This window comes from Yoonia vestfoldensis DSM 16212, from assembly GCF_000382265.1.
Classification (GTDB): domain Bacteria; phylum Pseudomonadota; class Alphaproteobacteria; order Rhodobacterales; family Rhodobacteraceae; genus Yoonia; species Yoonia vestfoldensis.
Window position 1 is genome coordinate 110209 of record NZ_KB907977.1, and the last position, 16870, is coordinate 127078.

Below are 16870 nucleotides of genomic sequence, written 5' to 3' on the forward strand. Positions count from 1 at the left end.
TGCCCCCCTCACCCCCGATGTTTCGCTTGCTCCGCACCCTCATCCTTGTGATGTTCGCCTTTGTGGCGGGGATGCTCTATGAACGGCAAGGTCGGCAAGAGACCTGCGAGGCCGGTGGGGGCCTGTGGATCGAGGACATCTGTCTTGCATCGGAGATGATCAATGAATGACCGCGTTATCGTCGGCATGATCGGCGGCTCTTTCGGCGTCAAAGGCGAGGTGCGTCTGAAATCCTTCTGCGCCGATCCGGCCGCCATTGCCGATTACACACCGCTTTACACCGAACACGGCGATAGCATCGCGCAGGTGGTGCTGACGGGCCAGCTCAAGGGCGGGTTCACCGCGCGCTTGTCCGGCGTCGTCACCAAGGAAGACGCCGACGCCCTGCGCAACGTCGCCCTTTACGCCGACCGCGCGGCAATGCCGTCGCTGCCGGATGACGAATATTACTATGCCGACCTGATCGGGCTTGCCGTGCTCGACACCGGCGGTGCCGCCTTGGGCAAGATCAAATCCGTCGTCGATCACGGTGCTGGCGCGCTTTTGGAACTGCATGTGCCCGGCCAGTCCGACACCGTGCTGTTGCCTTTCACCCGCGCCGCCGTGCCGACCGTCGATCTGGAAGCAGGGCGCATCATCGCGGACCCGCCTGCCGGGCTTTTTGCGACCGATGACTGACACGCCGTCCCGCGCCATCGGGCGCAAGTCGATCAGCGCGACAGTGAAACCGCGCGAATTGATGACCGACACGCCTCTGCTCGCGGGTGCGTGGACCGCGCAGATCATCACGCTGTTCCCGCAGGCCTTTCCGGGCGTGCTGGGCGAAAGCCTGACAGGGCGCGCTTTGCAGGACGGGCTGTGGCAACTGCAGACCTATGACCTGCGCACGTTTGGCATCGGCAAGCACCGCAATGTCGATGACACGCCCGCGGGCGGCGGCGCGGGCATGGTCCTGCGCCCCGATGTGCTGGAATCCGCCATCGTCGAGGCCCGCAGCGCCGCCAAGGGCATCATGCCATTGGTCTATCTGTCCCCGCGCGGGCGCAGGTTCGACCAGACGATGGCGCGCAACTGGGCGCGCATGGATGGCGTGACCCTGCTTTGCGGTCGCTTCGAAGGCGTGGACGAACGCGTGATCGAGCATTTCGGCATCACCGAGGTCTCGCTGGGTGATTTCGTCCTGACAGGGGGCGAGATCGCAGCGCAGGCGATGATCGACGCCACTGTGCGGCTGTTGCCCGGCGTATTGGGCAATGCCGAAAGTGCGGTCGAGGAAAGCCATTCCCACGGCCTGCTGGAGCATCCGCAGTACACCAAGCCCGCCGAATGGCGGGGTCGCGCCATCCCTGACGTGCTGATGTCGGGCAATCACGCGAAAATCGCCGCTTGGCGGCGGGCGATGTCGGAACGGATCACGCAGGAACGTCGCCCGGATTTGTGGGCCGCAGTGCAGGCCGGTCGCCCGCCCAAAGAATAAAGCGCCCCGCGATGCGGGGCGCTTTGGCGATCAGACCGGGCCGCGGTTATCCGCCGCGACCGGATCAGTCTCTCAACGGATCATTGGATCAAAACCGCTGCACTCGGGCGCTGCGGGATTAATGTCACAAGGGTTCATCGGGATGCCGCCACCACATTCAGGCGACATCATGTCTATCATGCACATGTCACCACCGCATCCGGGTGCCATCGGGTTCATCATGCAAATGTCGACAGCGCATTCAGGTGACATCGGGTTGGCCGTGCAGAAATCGGGCCCGCCGCCACATTCGACCGCGGTCGGATCGATCACACAAGGATCCAGCGGATCAACCGGATCGATCGGATCAGTCGGATCCGTTGCTTCGATCAGGTCGGTTGGGGTATTGGTGCCATCGGCCTGGTCTTGCGTCACCTGTTGTGCGGCCTCGGCAGCGGCGTCGCTGACCGGGACCGGGATCGGCGCTGTTGCTTGCGGCGTGTCGGTCACGATGACAAGGCTCGACGGACGCCATTCCTTGTCCAGCGTGTTGTAGGCCTTGTACTCTTCTTCGAACTTGTCGACCTCTGCCTGATAGACCGCTTCAGGGCCTGGGGGGGTCGTATATTCGACATCATAGGATTGCTCGCCGCTGGCGCCGTCCGTCTGAATGGAAATCACGCCTTTGCCATCACCTGTGGCGCGCGCCTGACCTTCGATGGTGAATGTCACGCAACCGGCCAAGGACAAGGCCGCGGCGGCAATCGCAGTCAATTTGAAAAAATGCAACATCGTCATGCTCCTGGAATCGTAAAGCGCGCCACAAGGCGCAAACCGAAATCATCGCCGTCCTGCGACAGGCCATAGGTCGTGTCGAGCCCGACCGTCACCCGTTCGTTCACGCGGTAGGCCGCACCCAGACGCAAGGACTGCTGTTCGGTGTCGCCGTCCAGATTGACAGACTGGTTGGACCAGCGCGCAGTCACGCCGCCGATCAGGGTCCAGTCCGGGGTCAGACGGTGGCTGATGGTGGACGACAGGGTCAGGCTTTCGGTATCCTCGGACGGCACACCGACATAGGTCAGCGCGAAACTGGAAAACGTGGTCGCCCCAAGCGGCACCGGCTGGCTGATGCCGACGGCAAAGCCGGATGTCTGTGCATCGGACACTTGACCGCTACCTGTGATGTCGGATTCGAGCTGGTTGGCAAAGGCCACCGCCGCCAGCGATGTATTGTAGGACCCGACCTTCGCTGTCAGGCCGATCCGACCGCTCAGCGCGCTGGCATCGGTCTGCCCCATGACCGACGGCGTGGTCGAGGTGGCCGTGGTGAATGACAGGCCGAATGTCGTGCTGAGCCGGTCGTTGACGGGGTTGGAAAACCCCAGCGACAGGCTCTGACTGTCGGATGTCTGTCCGTCGGTGCCCGTCTTTTCGGTATCGCCGATCGAAACGGTGACGGTTCTGTCGGCATCGGGGTTGTTGATCACACGCAACAGGTCCTGCGCAGACGCGCCAGACCCGCCGACGCACAGCAGCAACGCTGCCATACTGGGGATATTTCTATACATTCTGAGGGAATAACCTTTGAGCAGAGTTTACTTGGCAAATCGCGCCCGAAGGCGTCCGCACACACAAGGGGCAGGCGGACTGAAACGTAGCGGTCAATGACCTTTGCTAGGCTTGGGCAGTGCCGCAAGTTTGTTTTCAATAAGGTATATTTATGTCTGTAAATCAGGCACATAGATACCCAGGCGGTTTCAGCCAGCGGTTGCAGATGCGCCCCGGTTTCCGCCTGTTCAAAGCCGCTCTCGCACTGTCGAAAATGGCTTGAATATATAGGGCAAGGCGCATATACCGCGCCAATCCGGCGTCTGTGGCGCGTGGATTCGATTGCCATGTCAGATGCCGCACGTTCTTCGGTGCACCGCAGACATCGGCAAACGCAATGAACGAATGACGACCTGACCTCTGGCGGGACTATCCTTTGATAGGGACCCGGACGAAGACCAAGAGCTATCTGGTGGCACAGAAACATTGCGGACCACCGCAAGTATCATAAGGAGCGCTTCAGATGAACCTGATCGCACAGATCGAAGCGGAGCAGATCGCTGCGCTGGGGAAGACGATCCCCGATTTCAAGGCGGGTGACACCATTCGCGTCGGTTACAAGGTGACCGAAGGCACACGCACCCGTGTGCAGGCCTACGAAGGCGTCTGCATCGCCCGCAAGAACGGATCGGGCATCGCCGGATCGTTTACCGTGCGCAAGATTTCCTTTGGCGAAGGCGTAGAACGCGTGTTCCCGCTGCATTCGACCAACATCGACAGCATCGAAGTCGTCCGTCGCGGCAAGGTCCGTCGCGCCAAGCTGTATTACCTGCGCGCACGTCGCGGGAAATCCGCACGCATCGCCGAAGTCACCAACTACAAGGCGCCTACCGGCGCTCAGGCATAAGGACGGGTCCCATGAAAAAAGACATTCATCCCGATTACCACATCATCGACGTGAAATTCACCGATGGCACCGTGGTCCAGATGAAATCCACCTGGGGCAAGGAAGGTGACCAGATGTCGCTGGAAATCGACCCCTCCGTGCACCCCGCATGGACCGGTGGCGGCACCCGCCTGATGGACGCCGGCGGCCGCGTGTCGAAGTTCAAGAACAAATACGCCGGTCTGGGGTTCTAAGCACCCGTCAGATGGCGCAACCGCGTCGCCGGACCAAAACCGAAACGCCGCTCCTTCAGGGCGGCGTTTTGCGTTCCAATGACACGCGGTCGCGCCGATCTGCCTTGATTGGCACTGCAGTTTTGCCGCGCATGAAATCTGACGTGCGCGCCTTGGAATGACCATTTTATCCAGTTACCGACAGCTACGCCTGGCGCTTCAGCACACGCGCGGGTTTAAACCCTTGACGTTTCGGCATCATTCTTTACGACAAAAAACAACCGAACCATCAGCGATGACTGCTTAGTTTCAGGTATCTCGCGCCAAAAGGAAAAAACATGAAGCGAATTGCTACGATTTCAGTTATTCTGACACTCCTCTCCGGTTGTGCTGTTGATCCGCAGGCCGCAGCCGAGCGGCGGGAAAATCTGATGGTATCTGTTTTTCCTCAGGCAGCTGACAGGCAGGGGCTCTTTCTTGTGTTTCCACTCGAAAGCGGACGCCTTTACGATACGCTGCTGATCACTCATTTCGTGGATGAGGTCAGCCGTCAGGAAGTGGTGAACCGCGTTGCCCGGTACTGCGCCGGTCTGGGCTCGCCGCGGCTTTCGGGGCAAGCCACACTTGTGAGAGAGCTTGGGACGGCCACGCGGCCGCGCAGCGATGGGACACAGGGGACAACCCTCGAAGCAAGATACGATTGTACCGAGGCCTGAACCCGCACTGCAGGCACGCCCGACATGCCGTCTTCACAAAAAAAGCCCCGGTGTTTCCACCGGGGCTTTTTTGTCAGGCCGCAGACCGGCCGCGCGACCGGCCACCGCCGCCACCGCCACCTGTCCGGCGACCACCTTGCGGTTTGCCAGCGGCGCCTGCGGGTTTCCCCCCCGGACGTGGCGCAGCACTCCGGTTTCCACCGCCGCCGCCACCACGACGACCGCCACCGGCACCGCCGCCGTTGGGCCGTTTTTTCTGACCGGGCATGATCTCCCACGGACGACCGGATGCGACGGGAATGGTTTCCTTCATCGCCTTTTCGATGTCCTGCAGTTCGATCATCTCATCGGGTGCGACCAGCGCGATGGCCGATCCGTCAGCGCCAGCCCGTGCTGTCCGGCCGATCCGGTGGACATAGTTTTCCGCGACATTGGGCAGGTCGTAGTTGTAGACATGCCGCACGCCGGGAATATCGATGCCGCGCGCCGCGACGTCAGTCGCCACCAGCACGCGGACCTTGCCGGCCTTGAACGCCTCGATCGCGCGTTCGCGCTGGCCTTGAGATTTGTTGCCGTGGATGGATGCGGCGGCAAACCCCTTGGCTTCAAGCGTTTTATAGAGCTTTTCGCAGCCATGTTTGGTGCGGCCAAAAACCAGCGCCAATTCGTCCCGGTGCTTGTCGAGCAGTTCCACCAGCAGGTCGGTCTTTGCAGCCTGCGCGACGAAATGCACCGATTGCGCGATCTTCTTGACGGCCTGCCCCGGAGGATTGACCTGCACACGCACGGCATCAGTCAGGAAGGCATCGGCCAGTTCGGACATCAGTTTCGGCATGGTAGCCGAGAACATCATCGTCTGGCGGTCCTTGGCGAGCAAGGGCGCGATCCGGCGCAGCGCGTGGATGAACCCCATGTCGAGCATCTGGTCGGCCTCGTCCAGCACCAGATAGACGGTTTCATCAAGCCGCACAGCGCGGCGGTCAAGCAGGTCGATCAACCGGCCCGGTGTGGCAACGAGCAGATCGACACCGCCCGCAAGACGTTTGGTCTGGGCGGTGATCCCTGCCCCGCCCACGACAAGTGCCACCTTCAGATGGCTGCCCTTGGTATAGGCGGTCAGGTTGTCGGCGATCTGCTTGGCCAGTTCGCGCGTCGGTGCCAGTACCAGACCGCGCACCGCCTTGGGGTTGGGTTTCACACCCGCCTTCATCAGCGCGTGGATCATCGGCAGCCCAAAGGCCGCCGTTTTCCCGGTGCCGGTCTGGGCAAGGCCCATCACGTCACGGCCGTTCATCGCATGCGGAATCGCCTGCGTCTGAATGGGGGTGGGGTCAGTTATGCCCTGTTCTTTCAGAACGGCAATCAATCGGGGCGCAAGGCCCAGCATGTCAAAATCCATCGTGGATATCCTGTTTTCAGCGAACCGCAGCCCGCGCATATGGGTGTGACCCATGGGCGAGCCCCAGAGGTCATAGCAAGGTTGCGCCATATGCTGACTGCCTGAACCGCATTGTCCGGGCGCCGATCTGGCGCGGGACCCCTGCGTGATCTGGGAACCTGAAATTCAACGGATGCCTTGCGGGTGTCTCCCGCTCTGCTCACGCGGCAGCTTGCATCGGTTGGGTGTCACATGATCGCTTGTACGGCACTTGTCAAGCGGCACGGACCACAGCGGGCAAGATGGGTGAAAAACCACATCTCTCAAAAACCATGGAAATACGCGATGCTGCGCTTTTCCTTGGCATTTCCACATCATATAGTGGGCGCAATTCGGCCAGAACAAGGATTTCAGCGTGGCGCATATCATCGTTGTCGGAAACGAAAAAGGCGGCGCGGGCAAGTCCACGGTTTCCATGCATGTGGCGACAGCGCTGGCGCGTCTTGGCCACAAGGTCGGCGTGCTTGACCTTGACCTGCGGCAACGCACGCTGGCGCGCTATCTGGGCAACAGGACGACTTTTCTGGCCAAATCCGGCCTTGATCTGGCAACGCCTGTTTATCACGAACTGCCCGACGTCGACGAGAACGGTCTGAAACCGGGCGAAAACGCCTTTGATCATCGTCTGTCGATGGCCGTTGCCCGGCTTGAGCAGGAATGCGATTTCATCTTGATCGACTGCCCCGGATCGCACACACGGCTCAGTCAGGTGGCGCATAGTCTGGCTGACACGCTGATCACGCCGCTCAACGACAGCTTCGTCGATTTCGACCTGCTCGCCCATGTCGACAGCGAGGGTGAGGAAATCACCGGCCCGTCGATCTATTCAGAAATGGTCTGGAACGCGCGGCAGTTACGCGCACAGGCCGGGCTAAAACCGATCGACTGGGTGGTCGTGCGCAACCGGATGGGCGCACAGGCCATGGTCAACAAGGAAAAGATGCAGCGCGTGATCGACAAGCTGGCCCGCCGGATCGGGTTCCGCACCGCCCCCGGTTTCAACGAACGGGTGATTTTCCGCGAATTGTTCCCGCGCGGGCTGACCCTGCTGGATTTGCGCGACATCGGGGTGAAGGGGCTGAACATCTCGAACGTGGCCGCGCGGCAGGAATTGCGCGATCTGGTCAAAGCGCTGGACCTGCCGGGTGTCAAAGCCAATTTCTGACCGCTAGTCGGGGGCTTTTTCCTGCCCCGGCAAAGTCTTGCCAGAAACGCGCACCAGCATGCTGATCCGGGGAATGATGCCGGTTTCGGACCGAGATCGCGTGCGAAGGACGGGCGTGTTTTCGGACGCGCCACTGCGGCTTTCGCGCAGGACGATATACATGCCGCTGGCGATGATGATGCTGGCACCGACGGCGGTGTTCAGATTGATCAATTCATCAAAGAAGAAAAAACCGAAAATCGTGGCCCAGATGATCTGGCTGTATTGCATCGGCGCGATGATCGCCGCCTCGCCCGCCTGATAGGCCGATATGATCATCCGGCTGGCGATCCAGGCAAAGATCGCGATGACCCCAAGCAGCCCCAGATGTTCGATCGGCATCGGCTGATAGACGAATGGCAAGGCTGCCGCCATCACCACGAAATTCAGCGCCATGGGGTAAAGCAGCATGACGACGGGCCGTTCCTCGGACCCGATCTTGCGCACGATGATCGAGGCGACAGATCCGCCGATCGCCGCCGTCAGCGCCGCCAGATGGCCCAGCGACAATTCCGTTGATCCGGGGCGCAAGACAACGAGCACGCCGATCAGCCCCACGATTACGGCCGCCCAGCGCCGGATGCGGACCGTTTCGCCCAACACCGGGATTGCAAGAACCGTGATCAACAAGGGCGATGCGAAAAGGATCGTATAGACCTGCGCAAGTGGCAGCACCGAAAAGGCGTAAAACGCTGTGAAGCCGGTGATGACCGTCGCCACTGCGCGCGTGGCCATCCACCATGGATGGATCGGCACCAGCGTCCCCGGTTTGCTGTCGCGCATGAGCGTGAAGGTCGCCAGCGGAAAGCTGAGCAGCACGGAGAAGAACACGATCTGGACCGGCGAATAGATGCCGCCCAGAATTTTTACAACGACGTCATGTGTCGCGAAAACGCCAAAAGCGGCCAGCGCAATCAGCGCACCTTTGGCGTTCGGGGCCATCACAGGCTTGCGTCGAGCGCGCCGAGGATCGCGTCACCCATCTGTGTTGTGGACAGCGGCACGCCGCCTTCGGGGCCCATCAGATCGGCCGTGCGCGCGCCATCGGCGAGCACTTTTTCGATCGCGGCTTCGAGACGGTCAGCTTCTGCGCCTTGGTCGAAGGAATAGCGCAGCGCCATCGCAAACGACAGGATACAGGCGATCGGGTTCGCCTTGCCTTGGCCCGCGATATCGGGGGCGGAGCCATGAACGGGTTCGTACATCGCCTTTGGCCGGCCATTGGCCATCGGCAGACCCAGCGAAGCGGACGGCAACATGCCAAGGCTGCCGGTCAGCATCGCGGCGCAATCGGACAGGATATCGCCGAACAGGTTGTCGGTGTAGATCACGTCGAACTGCTTGGGCGCGCGGACCAACTGCATCGCGCCATTGTCGGCGTACATGTGCGACAGGGCGACCTCGGGATAATCGCGGTGCACCTCGGTGACGACATCGCGCCACAGGATGCCGCTTTCCATCACGTTGGCCTTTTCCATCGAACACAGCTTCTTGCCCCGCTTCATCGCCAGCTCGAATGCCGCGCGCGCGCCGCGCTCGATCTCGGCCTCGGTATAGCGTTGGGTGTTGATGCCCACGCGCATGTTGTCTTCCATATGGATGCCGCGCGGTTCGCCGAAATAGACGCCCGACGTCAGTTCGCGCACGATCATGATATCAAGACCGGCGACGATATCCTTTTTCAGCGACGAAAAATCCGCCAGCGCGTCGAAACACTGCGCAGGACGAAGGTTGGCGAACAGGTCCATTTCCTTGCGCAGGCGCAACAGCCCGCGTTCGGGTTTGACGCTGAAATCGAGGTTGTCGTATTTCGGCCCGCCTACAGCGCCGAGCAACACGGCATCAACCGCCTGCGCCTTGGCCATCGTGTCGTCATGCAGCGGCACGCCGTGTTTGTCATATGCAGCACCGCCCACCAGATCCTCGGATACGTCAAAGGCCAGATCGCGTTTCGCGCCGAACCAGTCGATGATGCGTTTGACCTCGTCCATGACCTCGGGGCCGATGCCGTCACCGGCGAGGATCAAAAGGGATGGGTTGGCCATTGGGTGTGTTCCTTGCAAGAGATGTTGTCTTGGCGTAACGCGCCGCGCGCCAAGGTTCAAGATACCAGAGGCCGCAACCCCGCCGCCAAGATATCCCAGACCCGCCTGATGCGGGGTGTCTGGCGCATCGCCTCGTGGGCTGTCAGCCAGACCGGCAGGACAGGCAGCGGCAGATCCAGGTCGAGGTGTTCGACCAAGGGATCGGCCCGCCCGACGGATGCCTGCGCAAAACCGATCCCGCAGCCCGCGCGCACCAATTCCCAATAGGCGATGTTGTCGTCGCAGCGTACCGAGAAGAACTGGCGCGGCACGTCGATGCCTGCGGCACGGAATCCGTCGATGATTGCAGGGCTTGTGTCATAGCCGACAAAATCATGCTGCATCAGGTCGGCTTTGGTCCGGGGTGTGCCGCGCGTCGCCAGATAGGTCTTGGCGGCGAAAATCCCCAACTGCATGTCCCCGATATGCTGCGTGATCAGGTCAAGCTGTGTCGGGCGGTACATGCGCACGGCGATATCTGCCTCTCGGTACAAAAGGTTGCGGGTGTCATCGCTTGGCACCAGCTCGATCTCGATCTGCGGTTCGAGCGCGCGGATACCGGCGATGATCTGCGGCAGATGCAGCGCCGAGGTCGACACGCTGGCGGTTATGCGGACCGTGCCCGCAAGGCTGGCCTGTCTGCCCGCCGCTGTAAGCGCGATGCGTTGCACGGCATCACGCATCGCGGTCGCAGGCGGGACAAGTGCTGCGCCGATATCAGTCAGCGCCAGACCGCGCGGCTGCCGAAGGAAAAGCTCGGCCCCCAATTGCCGCTCGATCTGCCTGACTTGCCGCCCCAAGGTCGGCTGGCTGGTGCCAATCTGGCGCGCAGCCGCCGACAGACTGCCGGTTTCGGCCACGGCCAGAAACGCCTGCACCAAAGACCAGTCGAGCGAGGTGAGCGGTTTATTCATTCACAAATGAATACATGATCAACGCATTTAGGCAATATTCTGCGCAACCTGAATAGGTAAATCTTGCCCTATCAGTAGCAGGAGACATGCGATGTCGCAGAATGTTCTTATCCTCGGCGCGTCCGGCAAGATCGGCAGCCATGCCGCCGAAGCCTTCTGGAACGCCGGTTGGACCGTGCGCCAGTTCAACCGCGCAACCGACGATATGACGACGGCGGCCATGGGCTGCGACGTCATCGTGAACGGGTTCAACCCCGCCGGTTATCGCAACTGGGCGCAGGCGATCCCCGCGATCACGGCGCAGGTCATCGCCGCCGCCAAGGCCAGTGGAGCGACCGTCATCATCCCCGGCAATCTCTACAATTACGGCAACCAACCTGGCGTGCTGGATGAAAACACACCGCATCTGGCGACCACCCGCAAGGGCCGGATCAGGATCGCGATGGAAGCGGCCTATCGCGCGGCGGGCGTGCGGACCATCGTGCTGCGGGCGGGCAATTTCATCGACCCCGTGGGCAATGACGACATCATGCGTCTGTTCGTCCTGCGCGACATCGCCAAAGGCCGGATCACCCATGGCGGCGATCCTGCGGCGTTGCAGGCCTATTGCTATGTGCCCGACTGGGCACGCGCCGCCGTGATGCTGGCGGACAGGCGGCACAGCTTGGACGATTTCGCGGACATCCCCTTTCCCGGTCATGCCTTCAGCGCGGAGGACCTGCGCGCCGTGATCCAGACTGTTAGCACACGACCCATCACCTTGCAGGCGTTTCCGTGGTGGCTGATGACCGTTCTCAGCCCTGTCTGGCCGCTGGCCTATGAGATGCGCGAGATGCGGTATCTTTACACCATGCCGCACCAGATCGGCGGAGGCCGGTTTGCAGAACTCCTGCCCGATTTCCGCGCGACCGACCTGCGGTCCGTGATGTTGGCGGGCCTACCGGCGGACATCCACCCAGACAAGATGATGCGCCCCGATATCCGGTCCGTCACCGCCTGACGCGGGCCAAACCACACCGGCATCGACCACCTGCCAATCCCGTGACGGCAGGACATAGCTGACCCGCAGCATCCCGATGCCAAGGTCGCGCCAGTCGGCGGTGGGCTGGCCCGGCAAAGGGTCCTGCAACACAGGATGCGCCAGAAACGCGGCCATGGCGGCGCGGTCGCCATCACCGCCCAGCGGGTCAAGATTGGCATTGCCTGCGATCAGGAAATCATCCGGCAAGGGGCCGAAATCCCCCGCCAGCACCTGTTCCCACAGCCGCAATTCATCACGGTTGCGCAAGACATTCCGCCGCTCTGCCCCGTCAAAGGCGGGGGGACTGGCCGAAAACGCCATGACCGCAAAAGGCGGCGCATCGGGCGGCAGGACCGGCACGACCCAATGGCCGGTCGTAGACAGGCGCTGCACGTCCAGCACAGCCTGCGGAAAGAACGGTGCGCTATCCTGCACCGGCAGATCGGCCCCCGGCAGATCGCGCCACAAGAGCGCGGACAGGTCGGTGACGCCGCCTGCGTCGATGGGCAGACGCGACAGGATCGCCATCCCGCCATTGCCGTTGAAAAGCCCGTACCCCTGCGCATCGCGCGGCTCGCCCAGCCGTCCGTTCTGGTCGATGTCCAGCCCTGTCGGCATCCCCGTATTGGGCCGCAGCGCAAAGACATGCGGATAGGCCGGGTCGAACAGCGCCGCAAAGGCCGCCAGTGCGAAACCGTCAAGATCATAGTCGAAATCCGTCAGCACCAGCACATCGGGATCGGCTTGCGCGATAATCGCGACAATCCCTTCGATCTGCGGATCGTCGCCGCCCAGAATATCGCGCAGCAGCAACCCCGGCCCTTCACGGTTGAGAGGTGCAGCATAGGTCGCGATGCGCAGATCGTCGGCGGTGGCAGCCAAGGGCCACAATCCGATTGTCAGAGCTCTCCCAAGGCTGCGGAGGCCGCGCGGTCGCGGACCTTGTCGCGCTGCATCTGGATCATGTCCGCGACGCGGGTCAATGCGACACCGCGCATCAGGATACTCGCAGGCAGAAACGCCCATGCCGTCACCGTCCAGATCAAGGTATGCGGGTTTTCCAGATTGATCGGCGTGCCAAAGACCGACAACAATTTGAACGCCGCCGGGACCAGAAATGGCAGCAAAAACCCTAAGATGATGTTAACGCGGCCGTCGCGTTGCAACCGCGTCACGACGTCTCCGCCGGCTGTCGGATCGAATGTGGGCAGGTTGACCCAGACATTGAACGCGCCGCCGCGCCGTGGCCAGCGTTGCAACCGCAAAAGCAGGATGAACCAGACAATCGAAAACAGCGCGATCAGATAACTTAGCCCCGCCGCATGCCGCATCCGGTCCAGCAAGGCCGGATCGGTGCCTTCGGGCATCATCAGCACCATCAGCCTGACGGGTGAATAGGGGAAATCGATAACTCTGCCGATCGCCACGCCGCTGGCTTCGAACATGGCGGTCATTTCGGACGGGTTGTCATACCCTCGAAAGATCATCGAAAGACAAAGCACCGTGGCAAACAGCGCCGAGAATCGCATCCTGTTGAACGGCGGCGCATCGCGGAATTCCACAAGGCTGGGGCTGGCAGCGCTATACTCGACAATGGTGAAGAGCGCGGCAAAGATCGCCACCAGCACAACAACCTGTGTCGCATCGGTGCCGCTTCCAAGAAGCAGCGCCGATGGCATGATGACAAGCATCACGACAAGGATCGCCCTCACAATCGCCGCTGGCAGTCGTAACAACACTGCAAGTACTCCCAGATGACCGCAAAGCAGGCCCTGCGATCAGTGTCTTTGCCGGCTGCAACGCGATCCGCATCACAACAAGCCCCCGCCTTACAATTTGGCCTGAACGACCTTCGGTCTGCAAGGGCGGGGGATCATTCAAGGAACAGGTTCAATGATTTAGGCGGGGACTGGTGCGTGATTGCAACCATCGCGCTGCGGCTGCAAATGTCCTGAAAACGCGAAAGCCGCACCCGAGGATGCGGCGTTCAGGCGATGGCGCGGGGGTCAGACCCAGGGGCGTTCGGCGCTTGCCTTTGCTTCGAAACCGGCAATGGCTGCCGCTTTTTCCTGCGTCAGGCCGATATCGTCCAGCCCGTTCATCAGGCAATGTTTCTTGAAGGAATCGACCTCGAAATGAAAGACATCCCCGTCCGATGATGTGATCGTCTGCGCCTCCAGATCGACTTCGATCCGTGCGTTGGACCCTTTTTCGGCGTCTTTCATCAGGATATCGACCTGATCCTGTGGCAGGGTGATCGGCAGGATGCCGTTCTTGAAACAGTTGTTGTAAAAGATATCGGCATAGCTCGGTGCGATCACGCAGGTGATGCCGAAATCGGCAATCGCCCAGGGCGCATGTTCGCGGCTTGACCCGCAACCGAAATTCTCGCCCGCGACAAGGATCTGGGCATCACGGTATTGCGGTTTGTTCAGCACGAAATCGGGAATTTCGTTGCCGTCCTGATCATAGCGCATTTCATCGAACAGGTTCACACCAAGGCCCGACCGTTTGATCGTTTTCAGAAATTGCTTGGGGATGATCATATCGGTGTCGATATTGACCAAGGGCAAGGGTGCGGCGATCCCGCTGAGTTTGGTGAATTTTTGCATTACATCATCTCCCGCACGTCGGTCAGTTTTCCGGTGATCGCCGCTGCCGCCGCCATCGCGGGCGACATCAGATGGGTGCGACCGCCGCGGCCTTGGCGGCCTTCAAAGTTGCGGTTGGATGTAGCGGCACAGCGTTCGCCGGGGGCAAGCTGGTCGGGGTTCATCGCAAGGCACATGGAACAGCCTGCAAGCCGCCATTCAAAACCGGCATCAATGAAGATCTGCGCCAGACCCTCCTCCTCGGCCTGGGCGCGGACCAGACCGGACCCCGGGACGACCATGGCGCGCAGCCCGTCTTTTTTCTTTTTGCCCTTCAGGATCGCGGCGGCAGCGCGCAGATCCTCGATCCGGCCGTTGGTGCAGGACCCGATGAACACGGTATCAATCGCTATATCGGTCAGCTTGGTGCCCGGCGTCAGCGCCATGTAATCAAGCGAGCGTTGCGCCGCCCCGACCTTGCCGCCCGTGAAACTGTCAGCCGCAGGCACGGTCGCCGTGATCGGCAGCACATCCTCGGGCGAGGTGCCCCATGTCACGACAGGTGCGATGTCTTCGCCACGCAGGGTGACGACCTTGTCGAAATGCGCGCCTTCGTCGGTGAAAAGGGTCTTCCAATAGGCAACAGCCGCTTCCCATTGCGCGCCTTTAGGGGCGTGCGGGCGGCCTTTGCAGTATGCGAATGTCTTTTCGTCAGGCGCGATGATGCCGGCCCGCGCGCCGCCTTCGATGGCCATGTTGCAGACGGTCATCCGCCCTTCCATGCTCAGATCACGGATCGCTTCGCCGCAATATTCGATGACATGGCCGTTGCCGCCTGCGGTGCCCGTCGCGCCGATGATCGACAGGGTGATATCCTTGGCAGTCACACCGGGGGCCAGTTTGCCGGTGATTTCGACCTTCATGTTCTTGGATTTCTTCTGGATCAGTGTTTGGGTCGCCAGCACATGTTCCACCTCTGACGTGCCGATCCCGTGGGCCAGTGCGCCGAATGCGCCATGGGTCGCGGTATGGCTGTCGCCGCAGACGACGGTCATGCCGGGCAATGTCCAGCCCTGTTCGGGGCCGACGATATGGACGATGCCCTGACGCACATCGGAAACAGGGTAATAATGGATGCCGAATTCACGCGCATTGGTATCGAGCGCCTCGACCTGAATGCGCGATTCCTCGTTCATGCCGCCATTGGCACGGTCGAGCGTCGTGGGTACGTTGTGGTCAGGCACGGCGATGGTCTTGTCGGGGGCGTGCACCTTGCGACCGGCCAGACGCAGCCCTTCAAAGGCTTGCGGGCTGGTCACTTCATGGACCAGATGGCGGTCGATATACAGCAGGCAGGTGCCGTCTTCGGCCTCATGCGCGACATGCGCATCCCAGATTTTGTCATAAAGCGTTTTGGGGGACATTGTCCTCTCCCGTATCAGATTTCAGATGTGTGCAGGCGTGCGGAAACGGCGGGCGTCAGCCCCGCGCGAGGATCGTGCAAGTCGCGCCGAAAAACCGCCAAGGCAGGCGTGCGCGGTCATCCATGTCGAAAACCTGTTTCATGGCGCCGTGGATACACCCTGCCCGCGCCGCCCGCAAGGGATCAGATAGGGGCAGGGTTTGCCGGAATCACGCTTTTGATGAAAGCGACGGTCGGTGCCGGATCAAAATAGTCGGTGGTTTCGGCATTGGTCTGGACGACTTCGATATTGATCGACTCGCGGGAGACATCGGTCCGTTCGCCGGTATCCAAGGTCGCACCACGCAGGAAAGCAGACGATCCTTCGTACTGGTCAGGTGCAAGACCAGCGGGGTCGGTAAGGGTCGCCGTGACCAAGACGCCGGGCACCCCGTTGAGCGTTGTCGCCGTCAGCGCATAGTCCAGACCAAGCGGGGCTGTCGTTTCGGCATCGACGGTCAGGATCAGGCGATGGGTTTCCAGCCTGAACTGGGTGATCGTCGCCTGCGTCTGGAGGCCGTCATCGAGATTGGCGAGAACAAAGAAATCGGTGGTGCCTTGCAAATCTTCCAATGTTGCAGAGCCCGAAACAAGGATCAGTTCGTCCTTTTGGTCCAGCACCGCGCCGTCTTCGCCGACGACATCGGTATCGTTGCGGCCACCGGATGCGAAACCGCCTTCTTTGCCCGCGACGGTCGGATCGCCGCCCCAGATATAGATCGTGTCCTCGCCACCTTCGCCGCGCAAGGTGTCGTTGATATCGGTGGCAAGCACGTAGTCGCCATTGTCGTCCAGCCGCGCGGCCGGGCCGCCAAAGATCAGATCGTCGCCTCGCCCGGCACGAATGACATCCTGACCATAGCCGCCGTCGATCGTGTCGTCGTCAGCGCCGCCTTCGATCGTGTCATTGCCTTCGCCACCGTCGATCATATCGTCGCCCGGACCACCAAAAAGGATGTCCCGTCCGTCGCCACCCGTGATCGTGTCGTCGCCTTCGCCGCCATAAATCTCGTCGATGCCGCCGAGCCCGGAGATGGTATCGTCACCCTTGTAGCCATAGATCACGTCATTGCCGTCGGTGCCGACGATCACGTCATCCTCGAAGCTGCCCTTGATCGTGTCATCTTCGTCGTCATCGCCGTTGGAGCCGCCGCCGACCAATGGAATGACCAACGCCCCAAGCCCCAACAAGACCAGCAGGATGCTGACGTCCATGATACCGCTCCACACCAATAAACCTGAGCGCGAAACTATCCGCCCCGCCCTGATCCGGCAAGCGGTTTCAGATCCCAAGCTGCGTCACCCGCGTCGGTA

At 61.2% G+C, this 16870-nt stretch carries 19 protein-coding genes; 8 read left to right on the forward strand and 11 right to left on the reverse strand.

The genetic code is table 11. The annotated features are described in order from the left end of the window. Window positions 1–17: 17 nt before the first annotated feature. The 3 genes from H147_RS21165 to trmD are packed head-to-tail and all read left to right on the forward strand — an operon-like array spanning window position 18 to window position 1477. Window positions 18–170, forward strand: a complete 153-nt coding sequence (locus H147_RS21165; protein ID WP_019954531.1) for a hypothetical protein — start codon at window positions 18–20, stop codon at window positions 168–170. Beyond that, the gene (gene rimM / locus H147_RS0106450; RefSeq protein ID WP_019954532.1) at window positions 163–678 is read left to right on the forward strand and encodes a ribosome maturation factor RimM; all 516 of its coding nucleotides are present in this window, start codon (window positions 163–165) and stop codon (window positions 676–678) included. The genes H147_RS21165 and rimM overlap by 8 nt, the downstream gene beginning before the upstream one ends. Next, window positions 671–1477 (forward strand): tRNA (guanosine(37)-N1)-methyltransferase TrmD, encoded by an 807-nt coding sequence (gene trmD, locus H147_RS0106455; protein WP_019954533.1) that lies wholly within the window; start codon window positions 671–673, stop codon window positions 1475–1477. The genes rimM and trmD overlap by 8 nt, the downstream gene beginning before the upstream one ends. Before the next feature lie 72 nt (window positions 1478–1549). On the opposite strand, the gene H147_RS0106460 is transcribed toward trmD, so the two are convergent. Next, window positions 1550–2248, reverse strand: coding sequence for a hypothetical protein (locus H147_RS0106460; protein WP_162561641.1), 699 nt, complete (start codon window positions 2246–2248; stop codon window positions 1550–1552). Window positions 2249–2250: 2 nt separating this feature from the next. Next, entirely contained in the window at window positions 2251–3027 is a 777-nt protein-coding gene (locus H147_RS0106465; RefSeq protein WP_211216521.1) for a porin family protein, read from the reverse strand. Between the two features lie 503 nt (window positions 3028–3530). Between H147_RS0106465 and rplS the strand changes: the two genes are divergently transcribed. The 3 genes from rplS (at window position 3531) to H147_RS0106485 (ending at window position 4842) form a co-directional block, all read left to right on the forward strand. Next, the gene (gene rplS / locus H147_RS0106470) at window positions 3531–3914 is read left to right on the forward strand and encodes a 50S ribosomal protein L19 (protein WP_019954536.1); all 384 of its coding nucleotides are present in this window, start codon (window positions 3531–3533) and stop codon (window positions 3912–3914) included. Between the two features lie 11 nt (window positions 3915–3925). Next, entirely contained in the window at window positions 3926–4147 is a 222-nt protein-coding gene (gene rpmE, locus H147_RS0106475; RefSeq protein WP_019954537.1) for a 50S ribosomal protein L31, read from the forward strand. A gap of 317 nt (window positions 4148–4464) precedes the next feature. Further along, window positions 4465–4842: a hypothetical protein gene (locus H147_RS0106485; protein ID WP_019954539.1), complete on the forward strand. Its 378-nt coding sequence runs from the start codon at window positions 4465–4467 to the stop codon at window positions 4840–4842. Window positions 4843–4915: 73 nt separating this feature from the next. Here H147_RS0106485 and H147_RS0106490 read toward each other — a convergent pair whose 3' ends face one another. Beyond that, complete coding sequence (locus H147_RS0106490; RefSeq protein WP_026352311.1) at window positions 4916–6241, reverse strand: DEAD/DEAH box helicase; 1326 nt, start codon at window positions 6239–6241, stop codon at window positions 4916–4918. A gap of 394 nt (window positions 6242–6635) precedes the next feature. On the opposite strand from H147_RS0106490, the gene H147_RS0106495 reads away from it, so the two are divergent. Then, window positions 6636–7445: a division plane positioning ATPase MipZ gene (locus tag H147_RS0106495; protein WP_019954541.1), complete on the forward strand. Its 810-nt coding sequence runs from the start codon at window positions 6636–6638 to the stop codon at window positions 7443–7445. Between the two features lie 3 nt (window positions 7446–7448). On the opposite strand, the gene H147_RS0106500 is transcribed toward H147_RS0106495, so the two are convergent. From H147_RS0106500 to H147_RS0106510, 3 genes are read right to left on the reverse strand one after another with little or no spacing between them, the layout of a single operon-like run. Next, a complete protein-coding gene (locus H147_RS0106500; RefSeq protein ID WP_019954542.1) occupies window positions 7449–8426 on the reverse strand; it encodes a DMT family transporter in 978 nt (325 codons plus the stop codon). Further along, window positions 8426–9529: a 3-isopropylmalate dehydrogenase gene (gene leuB / locus H147_RS0106505; RefSeq protein WP_019954543.1), complete on the reverse strand. Its 1104-nt coding sequence runs from the start codon at window positions 9527–9529 to the stop codon at window positions 8426–8428. Before leuB ends, H147_RS0106500 begins: the two co-directional genes overlap by 1 nt. 56 nt (window positions 9530–9585) lie before the next feature. Then, entirely contained in the window at window positions 9586–10482 is an 897-nt protein-coding gene (locus H147_RS0106510) for a LysR family transcriptional regulator (RefSeq protein WP_019954544.1), read from the reverse strand. A gap of 91 nt (window positions 10483–10573) precedes the next feature. Here H147_RS0106510 and H147_RS0106515 point away from each other — a divergent pair, with 91 nt between their 5' ends. After that, on the forward strand, window positions 10574–11482 hold the full coding sequence (locus H147_RS0106515; protein ID WP_019954545.1) for an NAD-dependent epimerase/dehydratase family protein: 909 nt from the start codon (window positions 10574–10576) through the stop codon (window positions 11480–11482). On the opposite strand, the gene H147_RS0106520 is transcribed toward H147_RS0106515, so the two are convergent. From H147_RS0106520 to H147_RS20290, 5 genes are all read right to left on the reverse strand, one after another. Then, window positions 11420–12385 carry an endonuclease/exonuclease/phosphatase family protein gene (locus H147_RS0106520; RefSeq protein ID WP_019954546.1) on the reverse strand — a complete coding sequence of 322 codons (966 nt, stop codon included), beginning with the start codon at window positions 12383–12385 and terminating at the stop codon, window positions 11420–11422. The genes H147_RS0106515 and H147_RS0106520 overlap by 63 nt on opposite strands. A 17-nt stretch (window positions 12386–12402) precedes the next feature. Further along, window positions 12403–13182, reverse strand: coding sequence for a hypothetical protein (locus H147_RS0106525; protein ID WP_245541114.1), 780 nt, complete (start codon window positions 13180–13182; stop codon window positions 12403–12405). A 327-nt stretch (window positions 13183–13509) separates the two neighbouring features. After that, complete coding sequence (leuD, locus tag H147_RS0106530; RefSeq protein ID WP_019954548.1) at window positions 13510–14115, reverse strand: 3-isopropylmalate dehydratase small subunit; 606 nt, start codon at window positions 14113–14115, stop codon at window positions 13510–13512. Then, window positions 14115–15518, reverse strand: a complete 1404-nt coding sequence (leuC, locus tag H147_RS0106535; RefSeq protein ID WP_019954549.1) for a 3-isopropylmalate dehydratase large subunit — start codon at window positions 15516–15518, stop codon at window positions 14115–14117. The genes leuD and leuC overlap by 1 nt, the downstream gene beginning before the upstream one ends. A 182-nt stretch (window positions 15519–15700) precedes the next feature. Beyond that, entirely contained in the window at window positions 15701–16771 is a 1071-nt protein-coding gene (locus H147_RS20290) for a calcium-binding protein (RefSeq protein ID WP_019954551.1), read from the reverse strand. Window positions 16772–16870: the final 99 nt, after the last annotated feature.